Here is a 17,094-nt window from a genome sequence, read left to right on the forward strand (position 1 = left end):
CACTCACTTCTTTGGAACGTACAAATCCGTGATCGTACCTTCAGCCAGCTCTGCAGCAAAAAGAATGGTCTCAGACAAAGTAGGATGAGGATGGATGGTCAGTCCAATATCCTGCATATCGGCCCCCATTTCCAAAGCCAACACGGTTTCTGCAATCAGCTCTCCCGCATGCGGCCCAACCATGCCGCCTCCTAAAATTTTCTTACTGACCTTATCAAAGAGCAGTTTGGTCATGCCTTCGTCGCGCGTCATGGTAATTGCACGGCCACTGGCAGCCCAAGGGAATACCGCTTTTTCATAGGCAATACCTTGCTTTTCGGCTTCAGTTTCTGTCAGCCCCATCCAGGCAACTTCGGGATCGGTATAGGCAACCGAGGGAATGGTACGTGCATCGAACGCAACTTTGTATCCGGCAATGACTTCTGCCGCAATTTTACCTTCATGCGAAGCTTTATGTGCCAACATAGGATCTCCGGCAATATCACCGATTGCAAAAATGTGCGGAACACTGGTCCGCATTTGCTTATCCACCGAAATGAATCCGCGTTCATCCACATTGATACCGGCAGCCTCGGCATCGATCAGTTTTCCGTTTGGCCGACGCCCGACCGCAACCAATACCCGATCATATCGTTGTGGCTCAGGCGCCTGTTTACCCTCGAAAAATACCTGCAACCCCTCCTTGCCAGCTTCAATCCGACTGACACTGGTATTGAGGTAAATTGCTTCGCATTCTGCTCTCAGTTTCTTGTAAAGCGGTTTGATCAGATCAGCATCGGCTCCCGGAATAAGTTGCGCCATCCGCTCCACAATACTGATCTTAGTACCCAGTGCGTGATAGACCGTAGCCATCTCCAGCCCGATAATTCCACCTCCCAGAATAAGCATGCGTTCAGGAATCTCCGCTAATGCCAGCGCTCCGGTTGAATCGATGATGCGCTCATCGGTGGGAAATCCCGGAATACGCGCTACACTGGAACCAGCTGCAATAACACAATGATCGAACGAGATCGTTTTGACTCCATCCAGTGTTTTGATTTCTATCCGATGTGGATCCACGAACTTTCCAGCACCATGGATAACGGTTACCTTGCGCTGTCTGGCAAGCATCGATAAACCCTTGGTCAGCTTGCTCACCACTGACTCTTTCCATGAATGCAGTCCATCGATATCGATTTTAGGCTGTCCGAAACGGATACCATACAGACTCGCTTCTTTCGCTTCCGTAAGCGTTTTTGCAGCATGCAACAGCGCCTTGGAAGGAATACAGCCCACATTCAGGCAAACGCCACCAAGCGTAGGATAGCGCTCGATCAGCACAACCTGCTTACCCAGGTCAGCGGCGCGAAATGCCGCAGTATAGCCACCCGGACCAGCTCCTAATACGGCCACTTCAGCATGAATTTCTCCACGAGCAGTTACCGGGGCTGGCGTCACCCTCTCGACAGATGCTTCTGTATCTGAAGCAGTTGGTTGGTTGTCAGTCCTGCCTGTATCACCGGATGACGCAGCTGAAGCTGCCTGGATATCTACTTCCTCGATTTCCAGAGTGACAATGAGAGAACCTTGTGAAATTCTGTCACCCGCTTTGACATGTATCTCCCGCACAATACCTGCCTGGGGTGCAGGCACTTCCATTGATGCCTTATCAGTTTCAAGTACCAGCAGAGGTGTCTCCTGCTCGACTTCATCACCTGGGTTCACCAAGATTTCTACTACTGGAACCTCCTGGAAATCACCAATATCGGGCAAAGTTACTTTTGTAAATTGCGTCATCGTTTTATTCTCTGATATGGCCATCACCCAGCACGATGAATTTCTGGCTGGTCAACCCCTCCAGCCCCACCGGACCGCGTGCATGCAATTTATCTGTGGAAATACCGATTTCTGCCCCCAGACCATATTCAAATCCATCAGCAAAACGGGTCGAAGCATTTACCATGACTGAGCTGGAATCGACCTCACGCAGAAACTGGCGGGCACGTGAATAATCTTCAGTTACGATGGTGTCAGTGTGCTGTGATCCATAGGTGGCAATATGTGTAATAGCTTGATCGATATCTGCCACGATACGAACGCTCAGTACTGGCGCAAGATATTCAGCATACCAGTCTTCCTCCACTGCCGGCTTCATCCCGGCAACGAGCGCACGGGCAGCCTCATCCCCCCGCAGTTCCACCCCCTTCTCCAGAAGGACTTTACAAATACGCGGCAGGAACCGTTCAGCGATTCCGGCATGCACCAGCAATGTTTCCATAGTGTTACACGTACCGTAACGCTGGGTTTTAGCGTTATCAACAACACGTAAGGCTTTTTCCAGATCAGCCGATAAATCAATATAAACATGACATACACCATCCAGATGCTTGATGACCGGGACACGTGCCTCGTTTGCGATCCGCTCGATCAATCCCTTACCACCGCGCGGGACGATCATATCCACATACTCATTCATGGTAACCAATTCGCCCACTGCAGCACGATCTGTCGTCTCTATGACCTGTACCGCATGTTCAGGCAATCCAGCTGATCTGAGTCCTTCTTGCACACAAGCAGCAATAGCCTGGTTACTTTGTATGGCTTCAGATCCTCCTCGTAGAATCGCAGCGTTACCTGCTTTGAGACACAAACCGGCAGCATCTGCTGTTACATTCGGGCGTGCTTCATAAATAATACCGATCACACCTAGTGGCACCCGCATTCTGCCCACCTGGATGCCAGATGGCCGATAATCCAGATCTGTCACTGCACCAATCGGATCAGGCAATGCAGCAATCTGCTCCAGGCCGGCAGCCATGCTTGCAATTCCCTTTGGGGTCAATGTCAGGCGATCGATCATGGCAGGTTCGAGATCTTTTTTTCTGGCCTGCGCCACATCTGCAGCATTGGCTGCCAGGAGCAATGCCTCATCGCGACGGATAGCCCGGGCCATTGCAATGAGTGCACAATTTTTAACGGCAGTATCCGCTTTTGCAACTATTCGCGCTGCCGAACGCGCTGCACGCCCGAGAGCTTGCATATCTGCATGTATCTTTTCATTCTTTTCCATAATGGAACATCAGTAGTCAATGATAAAAGGTAATTTGACAACACAGATAAGCCAGTCAGACAGAGTTACTTACCAGACTTTCCGGGAGCCGATCCACGCCACTTACCAACCTGGATCAATTTGTTTCTGAGACCCGGCAGTGGATAATTAAGTGCATAAGCCTTCTCGGCATAATGACTGGCTTTTTCGTAGTTTTTCTGTTTGAAATACAACAACCCGAGGTTATAAAGAACCGTAGCATTGTCGGGTTCCAGATCGGCCGCTACTTCCAGTTGCGCAAGTGCTTCCTTGTTTCTGCCACGATGCGATAGAAATGCACTGTAGATTGACCGAACCTGCGCATCCTCCTTATTCATACGAATAGCCCGGTCGAAATAACATTCGATCGGCCATTTCAAACCGCGGATATGAGTGGATTTTTCCCTGATCGAATACTTGACAAGGGACGCCAGAGCACGGTGATGATTTGGCCAAGCACGAAGAGTATAGTTAAGGTCACTTCCCAGAGAACCCGATTGTCCACTGATTAGATCTTCTACATTAGAGGTAAAGTGATAAGTCTCTACAATATTCAAATCCTTCTGGTGGCTGAATCGATCCATATAATCGAATGGACCAAAAGCATTTGCCAGCTCTCCACAGTAGCTCTTGTCCCTAGCTACCGCCGACAATGGTGCAAAAAAGAATGTTATAACAATAAAAATTGCCAGAATCCGCATAAACGCTACTCTCCAAAATTTAATGTTACTTTACCCTATCCGTTTCTGTAACGGCATTCAATAATCCCGCCAGCTCCTTCGCTACAGCTTCTCTGGAGTTGGATCTTATTTTCTCCACTGACGCAACCGGTGCCCTATTCTCCCTCAGTAACATAAGAAACCTGCTCAAACCTTCCATGATCGCTTCCTTCGAATCCAGAGGAATAATCGTATCAATCCCCACACTGCGAAGCTTTTCCGCGGTATCACCAGCCGGATCTGTCAACGCCAGAATAGGCCGTTGTGCACGCAGATATTCATATAGCTTGGCAGGTATCTGATTGTTACAGCTTGCTGCCTGTAAAACCAGCAATCCGTCAACAGCCACCATTTCGGAAAGCGCTTCATTATAGGAAACAGGAGGCGCAAGAGAAACTATTGTTCCAATGTCAAAGCGATCGATCAAAGACCGCAGATAGCTTTCGTGATGCGAAGCACGCAAAATAATATGCAAACTGTCAGCACTGATGACATTCTGTTTCAGCAGCGCTGACAAGGCATCGAACAGAAAAGTGGGATCACGTTCCCACGGGTAAATTATGCCGCTGTGCAGCAAAGTGATTCGGCCGGTTCCAGCAATCTGATTTACCGGGCGAATAATCGAAGTAAAACTGAATTCATCATACCCGTTTTCTATCAGATGGAATCGCGATGCCGGGACATGCGGAAACCGGGTCTGATAATCCCTCAGTGTACCCGGTGTCGTGAAAACTGCACTGGAGCAATAGGTGATCGTTTTATTTTCCACTCGTTCATAAGCACGATAAGTCAGCGGATAAGGGGGGTAATCCGGTTGCACCATGGGATCCCTGAAATCAGCCACCCATGGAATACCCGTCAAACGCTGCAAAGTTAACCCGATCAGATGCGCTGTTGCAATGGGATAAGTCGACCAGATCACATCCGGCTTATATTTTTTGATCAGATACCATCCAACAGGTACTGCGCCCAGCCACCAGCTCGCCCAGCGATCCGGTAAGGCCAGAACCCGTGGATACCACCCCATCAAGGTCAGATGCTTTGCAGTATCCAATGCAAACGCACGATGAACATGTACCTGTTGCGGAATATCCGCCAACTGGCCAGAATTGGTCTGCTGATAAGCTCGTGACGAAGGTGCCAGAACGATTGGCTCCCAGCCATGGTCAGGTAAATACCGGGCAAAGCGCAATGTCCTCTGTATACCGCTGCTGCCATGCAAAGGTGGAAAATGATAGGCGATCATCAATACACGTTTTACCATGACAGCACTCGATTTCCGGTCAGTTCTGCTACCTGGTCACGCCATCCACGCGTAGAAAATGTATGATTAGCACTTTCTATGTGAAAAAATTCTGTCTGCTTTGTTTTCATGGCCGCCTGCCAGTCCATCGACGAATTGACCAAATCCAGAAACTCGCGCGCCGTCAGATCATTTCCACTGGTAATGATCAGTATTTTTCCCTGAAAATGCTTCAATCCATTCAACATACGCTCTGGCAAAGGAATGGCCAAATTACATGATGAACCAGCACTTTCTTCTGAAACAGTCAGATTTTTCCCGCCCCGCAAGCTGTTCCTGCTGAATTCATATAAAGACCGGATGGAAGCTAGTGCATTAAATTTTCCACCCAGCAGCTTTCTCCAGAATTCCAGCTCAAACAGACGTTCCAAGTAATAGTGTTTCAGGTACGCTTTGGCAATACCCTGCTCTGTTCTAACCCAGGGATTCAGCAGCACCAGCCCTCTCACCCGCGGATCCTGATGAGCATGGAACAGTGCCGCTGACGCCGCATCACATAATCCCCAAATTACGATATCTTTCAGAAAAGGACATTCACTGAAAAAAAAGTCGACAGCACTGCGCAGGTCTTCTCCAATATGTTCAAACGTCCTGATAGCACCATCACTATCACCCATTCCCCGGAAATCAAACCGCATGACAGGGATACCACGCTCTGCCAGATAGCGCGCAAGCAAAACAAACTGTCGATGACTGCCAACGCGATACTGAGGCCCTCCAACGACAATCAGTACACCACGTGTCACGGGTTGCTGCGGTACGTTTAAAATCCCGTAGAGCCATTCATGCTGGCAGCAAAAACGTATTGCTTGCTCTTGAATATTCATGACTGGATTCCGGCTAATGATTTGAACGGCTTGAGGGTAGCCACCAGCAACGCTGGACATTCGCTGATTTCCTGAGTAGCCCAAAACGACAACCCAGGGATGAGTGTTACTTTCGGATAAACATCAGACTGATTCCATGCTTCCACGACCGCAGCACCAGCAGGAGGAAGCTCACGACCGGTCTCAGGGGTGATCTCAAACCAGTAAATTTCACTGTTCCTGACAACCAGCTGGCCCAGTTTCAATTCATCGATCGCAGCCGCCATTGCGGGAGAAAGGGTATACCCTGCTATTTCCAGCAATTCACCTGCTCTCAGTTTTTCACGAAAAACCTGAACATTTGAAACCTTGTCTGTATCGTCTGACATGAGCTTATTCACCAGTTTCAAACGTAAAAATTGGGTCAGAAATGATTTACCGTTGACAACAGGCTGCCAGAGTACAAATTTTGCCGGATCAGTCCTCGATTCTTCATTTACAGCATAATCCAATGCAAGCAAGGCGCCCAACCGCAACCCCCAGAAATGAATCGATGCAAATCCTTTTTGCATCAGCCACTGCCCGGCATACGCAATGTCATTCTTCCAGATTGCCCAAGTAGCCTCCCCGAAATCTCCCGCGCTATCCCCGCAACCATACAAGTCGATTTGCAACACGCCAAACCCCATCGCTGCAAACGCTCTGGCCTGCAAGGCAGCCATGCGCCGGGATTTATTCATTTCTTCCGCAAATGGATGGAGGTAAATAAACGCCTGATTCGATAACATATCTCTGGCAGGCGGATGATAGAGGCAGAAACGTTTTCCCGGCGAAGCATCCAGAAAGAAAGGTTCAGCCGGTAGATTTTCCATGCAATTACTCAATGTGCCAGTTTATGCTCGACGAAAAGTGCCAGATTTCCGAGTGTTTCGAAGGTTTGTGCACTGATTTCATCGTCATCGACCGAGAAATCGAAGTATTCTTCGAGCGCAGTAATCACATTGACCACCGCCATCGAATCCAACTCCGGAATATTTCCGAGCAAAACGGAATCGGCTGTCAGCGTATGTTTTCTTTCCCCTAGATTCAACACATCACCCAAAATATTTCTGATTGCTTCAAGATGCTGCATAATCACTCCATAAAAGATTACTACTTGATGTTGACGGCATTTTAAGACAGTTTTTTAAAATGTGCCGCATTGATCACTCCTGCAAACAGGTTAAGGAAGTACTCGTATATCATGCAAAAACTGCGTATTCCTGGTATTAAGCCATTGGTTCTGTTGATGCTGCATCTGCCGGTATACCTACTTCACGGGTTGACTACCCCGGCGATCTCATGAACTGGTATGAACTGTACTGGCAACGTATCACCCCACTGCATCTTTTTTTGTGGCCGGTCAGCCAGTTGCTTATCCTGTTTCAGTCTATCCGGCGTTTTCTTTACCGGCGCGCGATACTGACTTCGATTCACTTGCCCGTACCAATCATCGTCATTGACAGCATAACCACTGACAGTCCCGTCAAAACATCCCTCATCGTTCAGATTGCCCATATCTTGAAAACGGCAGGGTTGCGGCCCGGGATTATCAGTCGCGGCTATCCTGATAACCATCATCCACCAACAAGGGTGATGATCAGCAGCCATCTCCACCTCGTTGGCGAGAAATCGCTGTTGCTCGCTTACTATTTACGTGAAACCTGTCCCATATGGATCGGTTACAACAGAATTGAAACGGCAAAAGCCTTACTAGCAGCTCACCGGGAATGCAATGTACTGATCTGTGACGATGGTTTGCAGGATCTTCGTCTGCAGCGTGATTTCGAGGCTGTCATCGTCGATACCAGTGTCATCAATTCCGGAAACGGGCTGGTCATGCCTGCCGGGCCGCTCCGAGACAGTTTTGCACGTTTGAAACACGCTGACGCCGTCATACTGGCTGGCCATCAAAGACGGATACCGGATATTACAGATGAAATCAGAACGATTCACACCCGTCCGCAGAAAGAACATTTTTTCAACCTGTCACAGCCCGAGCTGACAGTGGACGCAACGGAACTGACGGGTAAACATATTCATGCCATTGTCCGCAATCCGGATACACAAGACTTTCTGGATAACCTTAAATTCCTGAAACTGACTGTCACTCCTCGTGTATTTCCGGAAAATCATCATTTTATTGCAACGGACTTCCAGTCTAATGAAGCTGATATCATCCTAATATCGGAAGAAGATGCAGTAAAATGCCTGGGTCTGCATAATGACCGCATCTGGGTCTTGCAACAGGAATATCGTGCCGATCTCGGATTACGCGAAATCATACTTAAGAAGTTGAGAGAAAAATTCATGGATCCAAAACTCCTGGACATTCTGGTCTGTCCATTATGCAAAAGCCCTCTTATTTACAAAAAAGATCTGCAGGAACTGATCTGCAAGGCAGATCGGCTGGCTTACCCCATTCGAGATGGCATCCCTGTCATGCTGGAAGATGAAGCCAGAAAACTGCCTGATGAAGAAGAAATAAAGTAGGAAATACTCTCTTTTACAATTTTTTCCTTCTTAAACGGGTTACCCGGTCGAAGTCCACTTCCTCCATTTTCCCAATAACGGGAAATAAATCGCCAGGTGCATGGGACGATCTTCCATACGTTGCAGTACCTGGGCATAACGATCCAGTTGTGGGCGGTAACGCAGTTGTTCCCGGTCGAGAAATTCCTCGAGGCCACCACCGGTATGAGATCCTGTCTTGTAATCAATGATCCAGCGCACGCCTGCCTTATCTACGAAGGTTCGATCGATGATGTTGACAGAAATCGAGTGACCCGCTGCAATTGCCGTTGGAACAGACAACGCCCATTCACAGTGCGATTCCTGATGCCGATTGCTCAGAATCCAGCGGCCCGTTTCATCTTCCACACACATTGTCCTGAGGGCTCGTGCAACCTGCTGCACGGCTGTCTCCAAATGTCGAGGAGTGATACCGGCTTGCATGAGTAACGATCGCCCTGCCAGTTTGAGATCTTCCAGATCCTGCCGATCCACATTCTCGACCCCGATCAGCCCAATACGATGCAACAGACGATGGACGACCACTCCCACCAGTCGAGCTGGCTCACCTGCCCAATCGAAATCAACCGACTCTTCTGCGATGCCGGCCTCATTCGTATGCATAGCAACCTCAATGGCTTCTGGTAACCGTGGTGGTTGCCAGCCGGATACCAGGCGCACCGTACGGGCAAGTTGCAAGCCTGCATATGCATTCGATGCAGGTAAATCTCTAATGTCGACTTCGCGCGACCGTACCAGAAAATCTACTGCCACGGCAGGCCATAACTTGGCCAGCAGGGTATCCTCCGGTGGTTTCAGTGCATCCTTCTCCTGCATATCCGGATCGATCCTGAGATGCCCCAGCAAATGCAGACCGTGTTTCGCCCGGGTGACCGCCACATACAGCAATCGCGCCTCTTCCAGCGCAGCCCGTTTCTTTTCTTCAGACAGGATGTAGGCGGAAATCGGATTTTTGTCGCTCCCCGCTGCACTGATTGGTGCACACAGCAAACCAGGATGCTGTGACTGATCACGAAACTCCAGCCAGTTGAGCAATTTTTCCTGATCTCGCCGGGGAGATTTACCCAGCCCCGGCAGAATTACTGTATCGAACTCCAGCCCTTTGGCCTTGTGCAAAGTCATGAGCTGCAATGAATCGTCTGCCGCTACGTCCGGCAGAGCAAACAATCGTATCAGTCGCTCATCCAGCTCCTGGATATCAGGTCGATAGCCGGTCACATCAAAATTTTCCAGCAACTGAAAATAGACTTCAGCATCTGCCAGATCTGTTTCATTCTGTACACTGGCAGGCCCCCCCAGGCTAATCCATACTCCCTCCACACATCTTCTCAACGACATCTTGTCATAGAGCATCAGCGCACGTTCCAGAATCGGCAGTACCCTGTTCACCCGCTGACCGCCTTCCTCACTCAAAGCACCTGAACCGGTACAGGCCCGTAGCGAATCGATCAGCACATGCCTTGGCAATGTATTGGCAACAGTATGTAAATCCTGCAGGGAAAGTCCGCAAAACGGTGCGCGCAGCAATGCCAGCCAGGCGATACGATCAGCTGGATGCACCAAGGCCCGGGTGAGTGCCATCAAATCCCGGATCACCACGCGCTGTGCCAATTGTTCGATTTCTACCGCCTGAAAACGCATGCCTTTTCGTCTGAAATGGATGACGATACTCGCCAGATGGCTGCGATTACGCACGAGTACGGCAATTTTGCCATCCGGTTGCGCGGCTCTCACCTGTTCTACGATCGCCATCACCTGTTCCGCTTCGGCCCGATCATCCCTTTGCAGACAAGGGTAAACCCTGACCGCATCCTGCTCGGAAGCTGCGTGAAAAGCGGTGGAGTCCGCATACGAAACGGCGCCTGAGTCCACTCTGTCCGTATCCGGCAATATCTGGGGAAAATAACGGTTGACCCACTCGACGATTCCGCTCTGCGAACGAAAATTGACTGAAAGACGTAGAAACTTCATCTGAATCTGGCCAAAATACCCGCAATCACGGATACCCAGAAACAATCCCACTTCCGCCTGCCGAAAACGGTAAATGGACTGCATCGGATCTCCCACCAGAAACAGCGTGCGCCCGTCTCCGGCTTGCCAACCGGCAGTCAGCCGTTTCAGCAATTCAGCCTGGCTGGAAGACGTATCCTGAAATTCATCCACCAGGAGGTGATGAATACGATAATCGAGTGCCAGTGCCAGATCGGTCGGCATTTCCGGTTCACCCAGCGCACGAACGGCCGCCATGGCAATCTCGGTAAAATCCACCTGACCCTGCTGCCGGAAAACCAGCAGCAAATATCCAGCAGCCACTTTGAGCAAGCTGAACAGGGCCTGCAGCGTTTCCCACTCTTCATCGGTATATCGTTCTGGAGGTAACCGCCTGAGTAACTGCAACTGCTGACGAAATGTCTCCTCACTCTGCAAAGCGGAAAGCAGTTCAGCCATCCGTTGTTTCATTTCACTCAGGCGTTCCTTCAATGCGGTATCACGTACCGTTGTGGGTGCAGGGAATCCCTCTCTCTTCGTTACCTGCTTGCGCCAGCCATCGGCTTGCGTCAGCAAAAAATTGGCAATCTTTTCCCAAACCGGGCGATCTGCAAGCTCTCCGCCAGGCCAGTGGGTAATCCACCCTTTCTGATCGACCATATTCCCGTCGACTGACTCACCTTCAGCCAGATTTGCCGCAGCAAACTGCATCAGCTCGATGATTTCTGCCCGGCAACCTATTGGCGTCGATTCGGTCAGCACTCCTAGCACTTCTGTAATCCGGCCAGTCAGTGCCGATTCCAGATGTTCACGCACCCCATCGATATTAGCGGCGGTGGTAGTATTAACAACGCGCTGCAGCCACAAATCGCGCCGGGCCAGCATGTCGGCAATTAATCGCTGCAATCTGTCCAGACGATTATCCAGATGTCCGATCAAATGTTCGATCGCTGTAGTCCACTCGCTCTCTTCCTCCAGTGCCTCGACCGTCAGACGGGCTGCTTCCAGATACAACCTGTCCGCATCCTCTGCCACTGATGACAAAGCACCCTGCCGGGACCAGACCGGCATCCGATCGACCAGCCAGGCACACAAGGAATCGATCGTCTGGATACGTAAACGTGACGGATTTTGCAGTAACTGCCAACCCCGCGCCTGATCATGCACCAGCACCCGGTTCGCCAGCTCCCGCAACTGGTGCTGATAAGCATCGCTCAGCGGCGCTGTTTCACTCTCCGCATCGTTATTTGCATCACCGGCTGCATCGCGCAAAGCCTGCAAGATTCGGTGCTTCATTTCGCTGGCTGCTTTGCGTGTAAACGTGATGGCAACGATCTCTTCCGGTTCCTCTACCGTAGCAAGCAGCACTAGGAACCGCTGCGTCAGCAATCCTGTCTTGCCCGATCCGGCCGGCGCCTGAACGATGAAGGAATGTCGCGGATCAAGCGCCTGCTGGCGTTCTCTCTGATCCGGAATCTTCTGTTGCAAGACCGTATTCATTGTTCCAATCCGGGTAAAAGCGTTATCGCAGAATCATCACTGATTAAAGTCACTGTTCCGTGTCCCTCATAGCTTCCAGTGATTCTCCAATTCTGCACAAAGGTTTGAGTTCACAGTAAGTACAGGTTTGCGGATATTGTTTGGGATTCACTCCGGCTTCCCCGTCCATGAAATCCTGCGCCAGTCGCTCGATTGTCTGGCGCCAGCCGGTCAGCACTTCGCCCCAGCTTGCCGCTTCCTGCGTGTGTTTCAAATTTTCGAAAGATTTCACTCCGGGGATTGATACTTCTTCGCTTGCTACACCCTCAAACGCAATATCACCTGCTCTGATTCGGGCAAATGCAATCCCGACCGGCCCATTAGCGAACGCTAGACTGTACAGCGGTAACTGCGGTTCATCGGGACGATCGCCAAACCATGCACTTGCTCCGACTTCGCCGGTTTTATAGTCGATGAGCAACTCACCTCCTTCTTCCAGGGTATCGATACGATCTATCCTCAAGTTGATGCGCAAGCCGTTCAGTTCAAGCTCCGTTTCCATTTCCCGGCCTGACACCCGGAAAGGGGGGCGCCGTTTCTCCATTTCCAGCCATGCCATCACGAGAGCATGCAATCGTTTTCTTTCAAGTGCTTGCAGACGCTCACCAAAAGTGTGCGGATAGTGGGGAACGATTTCGCGTATCGCCTCATTCACTTTGCCGGCAACCAGTGAGTTCAGCCCATCAGGGGATAAATTTGCCAGTGCTGCTGATGAATCCAGTTCAGCCCAGATCATTTCCATGACCCGGTGTAGTAAAGTGCCTCGTACCAGCGCATTCAAACCGATCTGTATGCGACCCAGTGGACGGGCACCCAGCTGCAGCTCGGCAAATGCCCGGAACGGGCAGGCTGCCTGTAACTTGAACAGCTTGCTGCCGCCCGGAATACCCGTTCCGATAAATGCCGGGACAACATCCTCGGACAGCACCTCCTGTTGCCGACTGTAATACACACTATCTCGCCAGGCAAGTGGTGTACCCATGGTGAGCATTTCTTCGCTCAACGCCGGGAAAGCATCGATCAGTGGACTGGAATCGAGGATTTCATCACCCTTACGCTGCGGATAGCTGATGACAACCTCAGTAGCATTCGTGGTAATCCGCTGCAACAGCGCTGCCGCCACACGTAATTCACGCCTGGCACTGGAATGCGGTGCATCAGCCTCGCGCTGCAGAGTCAGAGGAAGAAAAGGATTAGGCCGGGGTGACGCGGGAAATACGCCGTCATGCAATCCCATGAGCCAGAGATGATCAAACTTCAGCCCGCCAGCTTCAAATAACCCCAATACCTGCACAGGTGCTTCTGCCGATTCCGGCTGAAAAATCGTACCGGCAACCATACGCTTGAGTTGCTGCAGCGCTTCAACCAAACTGATCGACTGAATTACCCAGTCCAAGGTGGAAAATTCTCTCAGCACTCCCTGCCATGCCTGGATAACCTGATATTCCTCACTGGATAATCCTCGCTCACCCGGCCAGCCGATTGCTTTCAGCCACTGTTCGAATCGCCGTGCCCACTCTCCCGGGCCGGTGGGTGCAAGCGATAGTTGCACTTGCTTCATCAAATTACCCAGACATTCAACCAGCAATGGGCTCGAATAGGATTGGCCGCCGCGAGCAGCACTCGTCAACAGCTTCTGTAAAGTCAGATCCCACTCACCCGATTCACGCAGACGGGCATCCAGCAAAGCACGCGCATTCATTTCCCGGTCCCCACCGGCGATAAAAGAAGAACGCAGCACACGACTGATATGCGGCAGCTCAATAACGGCTTCTGATAAATCGAGAATATCCAGCGCCAGACTAACGGGTAAATACCGGTCGAGCGACTTGCCAAGCGACAGATTGTAAGGGCGCATCCGATCATGATGCTCCGGTTGCAACGCCTGTGGAACCAACACTTCATCCAATGTCTGGCAGATTATTTCGCGTTGTACGGTCAGTTCCGGCACAACCAGCGCAATCCTCGCCGCTGGATTTTCCTCCAGACATTGCCGTATCCATCGTGCCGCCTGCCGGATCTCATCACGACCATCTGCACAGGCCAGCCTGCCAATGCGATCCGGCTGACCGGATAACTGTAACCACTGCAACGAACATCCTGCCTGCTCGAGTGTGCAAAGAAACGACAACTGTTGTGGCGTCCACTCATCAAAACCGGTCAGTATGAGCTCATGCGGCAATGGTAAGTTGCCGATCAGCACGGATTTCGACAGTATTCCGGGCAGAACAGCGACTGAAAGCCAGCTATTTTCCCGACATTTCGCTTCAAACATCGAGGCCAGTTGCCAGAACAACCGGGTGTCGGCATTATGATCGAAGTCCGCTTCCCGGCAGGGAATGCACCATGCATGCAGCATCTGCCATGCTTCCATGATACGAGCGACAGTCTCGTTGACAGCTTGCAACACGACATCGCTGGACTGTTCTGCCAGAATTTTGTGCCAAACGAAATATTCCTGATGGGAAGTCAGCAACACCCTCGGGGCCGCTTCAGCCCGGCTGGAAATGACCACCTCCTGCCACAACCGTTGCAACCATGCATCCCAGGGCAGAATATCCGGTGCGGGCCATACCCCGTGTCCTTCCTCAGATCTGGCCCGATTGAATTCCTGATGAAGAGTGCGCGCCAGCCGCCGGTTTCCGGTCACAATCGTTGCACAGCCATCCAGTCTTTGGATAAGATCAGTGATATTAGTCTGTTGAGCGTCGAGCGAACAGGTTGTCATGGTCGGATTTTTCATATTTCGCGAACAGCCTGATAATCAATGCGGTACGCAGGCAGAATAATACAATTCGATTTTTGAAACAGTTTTTATCAGGAGAACCAATGAATAGAATAGGAAACGGGCTGCTGGTCGCCATGGCGATCACCTGGTCCGGTATAGTTTTTTCAGCAGTGCAGAATTTGCCTCAACCGATTTTCTCAAGCCAGGATGATGAACGGGCTGTAGCCGATAATGCAGCATCACCTGCTCCCACGGAACAGGCCGCATCGGCTTCAACGGAAGCAGAAACTGCAGCGAAGGCAGAAGAACAAGAGCTGCCCAGCGGCATCGGCTGGAAACTGGTACGCAGCCTCGAAATGGGAGACTCGGGCAAGTTTGTGCACATGGTACTGATCGAAAAAGGACGCCAGGCGGATAAAACCATCTACAGCTCCGCTATTCACAAATTATGTGCCAAGGAAAAAGAATTTTGCCGGATACGTTTCTGGGTGCAGTCATACCTCATACCGGAAAAAGTCTCGCTCACACTAGAACAGCAAAAAACCCAGCAGGCAGATCACCTGTTCAATCGTGCTGCCGGTATCCACAGAACGTTATGGGCCTGCACCGTCGATTCGACAAGTGAATCGTGCATTCAATAAACGTAAACATCATCCTGCTGAACCTGCCGGGCGTATCGAGTCCATGTAGGTCAGCAACATTTCCTCCAGAAACAACCTGGGGTTGAGTGGATGGCGCGCCAGTTGCTGCGAAGTAACCAGGCTGCGCCACAAAAAACCGAAAGCTACCGGATCGATGACAGCCGCCTGCTGCCGGATGGCCGCCACCTGTTTCAGATGGTAACGCACCCGCCCACTGGTACGGCAGCTCATCAGGTCATAACACCATTTCTGCAACCAGCCGGTCACACTGGATAAATCCAGCTTATGCAGTTTTTCTGCCAACTCGATCGGATTAAGTTTATCCGGTACGCACAGGCACTGGATGAAATCAGCATGGGAAGCGGCCAGCCGTTCATCGTACTGCAATGCCAGCAATGGTGAAAAACCTGACATAGCCAGATGAAAATCAGGATCGGTGATTCCCTGGTGGATAAGCCAATCCTTTGCCATTTCATGATCCGGCGCCGGCATTGCGGTCTGCCGGCAACGGCTCAGAACCGTAGACGGAATCAGTGAAGCATTATGTGTCACCAGAATGAACAGCACTTCTGGCGGCGGCTCCTCCAGTTTTTTCAGCAGCGCATTGGCAGCCGCCGTATTCATCGCTTCGGCTGGATGAATCAGCACCACCTTGTCACGCGCCTGATGAGCACTCAGGTAAATGAAATCATCCAGCACACGAATCTGCGCGATACTGATCTGCTGACTTGGCTTCCTGCCTGATTTCGTACTCCCGGCTTCCCGCCGATTTTCTTCATTATCCTTGTCTGTAGCACTCTCCTGCGCTGATAACGCCTCCGGCTCCAGCAGGCGAAAATTCGGATGCGATCCCTGTTCGAACCAGTAACAATCCTGACACTTCCCGCACGCCACACCCGCTGCATTCCCCTGCCCACACAATATGGATTTTGCCAGAATGAGCGCAAAACCCAGCTTGCCGATTCCCCGACGCCCCTTCAGCAACAATGCATGATGCCGCTGCGCCCTACCTGGCTGTCTGGCCTGCTGCCAGATCACCCGCTGCCATGGAAAAACTTCGGCTGGAGTCATTCCTGAAATTGTCCTGTTTTGAAAAATAATATTTTACTGAATCGAGAAAACCTGGTTCGGATAAGGAACAAGTTTATTGTAAATTCTTTTCTCTGTTTACCTTAATGATGAAACTGATAATATTCTAGAAGCAATATCCACATGGAATAATCCTTGTCGTACTTGCCATCAGACTCGACCTGAGCAAGGCCATCAATAAAAAATAACCGGATTAATCAGTATCAGCTGCACAGTAAAACCAACTCGGGCATCCAGCTCATCCGTAATCAGCGTGAACCCTTTTCCCAGAATGTTCAGGATAGGCCCAGATTTGGATGATCTCTCCCCACAAGGCCCTACGCAACACTATAGGCATGAAAACAAGGTAATCAAACGTCGTAATAAGGTATTTTTCAAGACAATGCCCTATAGCGAAGCTCAGATAGATTGATTATAATTTATAGATGACTTATCCTATTTCATTTCGCCGCAAAGTTTTATCTGTTCGAGAGCAGGAAGAGCTCACCATTGTGCAAACGGCAGCCCGTTTTTGTGTAGGAATTGCCAGCGTGACACGCTGGATAAAAAATCCCGTTCCTAAGGAGAGCCGTAATAAACCGGCAATTCTGAATCGCCCCGGGTTTTGAGGAGGCTCCAACTTTTGAGAGAATGGAGTCATGA

At 50.6% G+C, this 17,094-nt stretch carries 13 protein-coding genes and 1 pseudogene; 4 read left to right on the plus strand and 10 right to left on the minus strand.

Annotation, left to right across the window (positions count from 1 at the left end; genetic code table 11):
• Positions 1-3: 3 nt before the first annotated feature.
• The 7 genes from lpdA to ABUL11_RS06775 all read right to left on the minus strand — a co-directional run bounded on the left by lpdA (position 4) and on the right by ABUL11_RS06775 (position 7,027).
• Positions 4-1,776 (minus strand): dihydrolipoyl dehydrogenase, encoded by a 1,773-nt coding sequence (lpdA, locus tag ABUL11_RS06745; RefSeq protein ID WP_350283100.1) that lies wholly within the window; start codon positions 1,774-1,776, stop codon positions 4-6.
• A gap of 4 nt (positions 1,777-1,780) precedes the next feature.
• Entirely contained in the window at positions 1,781-3,049 is a 1,269-nt protein-coding gene (locus ABUL11_RS06750; protein WP_350283101.1) for a glutamate-5-semialdehyde dehydrogenase, read from the minus strand.
• Between the two features lie 65 nt (positions 3,050-3,114).
• Positions 3,115-3,768, minus strand: a complete 654-nt coding sequence (locus tag ABUL11_RS06755) for a tetratricopeptide repeat protein (RefSeq protein WP_350283102.1) — start codon at positions 3,766-3,768, stop codon at positions 3,115-3,117.
• A 25-nt stretch (positions 3,769-3,793) separates the two neighbouring features.
• Positions 3,794-5,050 (minus strand): glycosyltransferase, encoded by a 1,257-nt coding sequence (locus ABUL11_RS06760; protein ID WP_350283103.1) that lies wholly within the window; start codon positions 5,048-5,050, stop codon positions 3,794-3,796.
• Entirely contained in the window at positions 5,044-5,916 is an 873-nt protein-coding gene (locus tag ABUL11_RS06765; protein WP_350283104.1) for a hydrolase 1, exosortase A system-associated, read from the minus strand. Before ABUL11_RS06765 ends, ABUL11_RS06760 begins: the two co-directional genes overlap by 7 nt.
• Positions 5,913-6,767, minus strand: coding sequence for a hydrolase 2, exosortase A system-associated (locus tag ABUL11_RS06770; RefSeq protein WP_350283105.1), 855 nt, complete (start codon positions 6,765-6,767; stop codon positions 5,913-5,915). The genes ABUL11_RS06765 and ABUL11_RS06770 overlap by 4 nt, the downstream gene beginning before the upstream one ends.
• An 8-nt stretch (positions 6,768-6,775) precedes the next feature.
• Positions 6,776-7,027, minus strand: coding sequence for an acyl carrier protein (locus ABUL11_RS06775; protein ID WP_350283106.1), 252 nt, complete (start codon positions 7,025-7,027; stop codon positions 6,776-6,778).
• Between the two features lie 209 nt (positions 7,028-7,236).
• Between ABUL11_RS06775 and lpxK the strand changes: the two are divergent.
• Both lpxK and ABUL11_RS06785 read left to right on the plus strand, forming a co-directional pair.
• A pseudogene (gene lpxK, locus ABUL11_RS06780) lies at positions 7,237-8,220 on the plus strand (tetraacyldisaccharide 4'-kinase); the annotation flags it as partial.
• Between the two features lie 24 nt (positions 8,221-8,244).
• Positions 8,245-8,427: a Trm112 family protein gene (locus ABUL11_RS06785; RefSeq protein WP_350283112.1), complete on the plus strand. Its 183-nt coding sequence runs from the start codon at positions 8,245-8,247 to the stop codon at positions 8,425-8,427.
• Positions 8,428-8,466: 39 nt separating this feature from the next.
• Here ABUL11_RS06785 and ABUL11_RS06790 read toward each other — a convergent pair whose 3' ends face one another.
• Together ABUL11_RS06790 and ABUL11_RS06795 are read right to left on the minus strand one after the other, a co-directional pair.
• On the minus strand, positions 8,467-11,955 hold the full coding sequence (locus tag ABUL11_RS06790; protein ID WP_350283107.1) for a UvrD-helicase domain-containing protein: 3,489 nt from the start codon (positions 11,953-11,955) through the stop codon (positions 8,467-8,469).
• 49 nt (positions 11,956-12,004) lie between these two features.
• Positions 12,005-14,722 (minus strand): PD-(D/E)XK nuclease family protein, encoded by a 2,718-nt coding sequence (locus tag ABUL11_RS06795; RefSeq protein ID WP_350283108.1) that lies wholly within the window; start codon positions 14,720-14,722, stop codon positions 12,005-12,007.
• A gap of 101 nt (positions 14,723-14,823) precedes the next feature.
• On the opposite strand from ABUL11_RS06795, the gene ABUL11_RS06800 reads away from it, so the two are divergent.
• Positions 14,824-15,363: a hypothetical protein gene (locus tag ABUL11_RS06800; RefSeq protein WP_350283109.1), complete on the plus strand. Its 540-nt coding sequence runs from the start codon at positions 14,824-14,826 to the stop codon at positions 15,361-15,363.
• Between the two features lie 9 nt (positions 15,364-15,372).
• On the opposite strand, the gene ABUL11_RS06805 is transcribed toward ABUL11_RS06800, so the two are convergent.
• Positions 15,373-16,434, minus strand: a complete 1,062-nt coding sequence (locus ABUL11_RS06805) for a DNA polymerase III delta subunit-related protein (RefSeq protein ID WP_350283110.1) — start codon at positions 16,432-16,434, stop codon at positions 15,373-15,375.
• Between the two features lie 443 nt (positions 16,435-16,877).
• Here ABUL11_RS06805 and ABUL11_RS06810 point away from each other — a divergent pair, with 443 nt between their 5' ends.
• Positions 16,878-17,060: a hypothetical protein gene (locus tag ABUL11_RS06810; RefSeq protein ID WP_350283111.1), complete on the plus strand. Its 183-nt coding sequence runs from the start codon at positions 16,878-16,880 to the stop codon at positions 17,058-17,060.
• Positions 17,061-17,094 lie beyond the last annotated feature (34 nt).

It is taken from the genome of Nitrosomonas sp., from assembly GCF_040256045.1.
Taxonomy (GTDB): domain Bacteria; phylum Pseudomonadota; class Gammaproteobacteria; order Burkholderiales; family Nitrosomonadaceae; genus Nitrosomonas.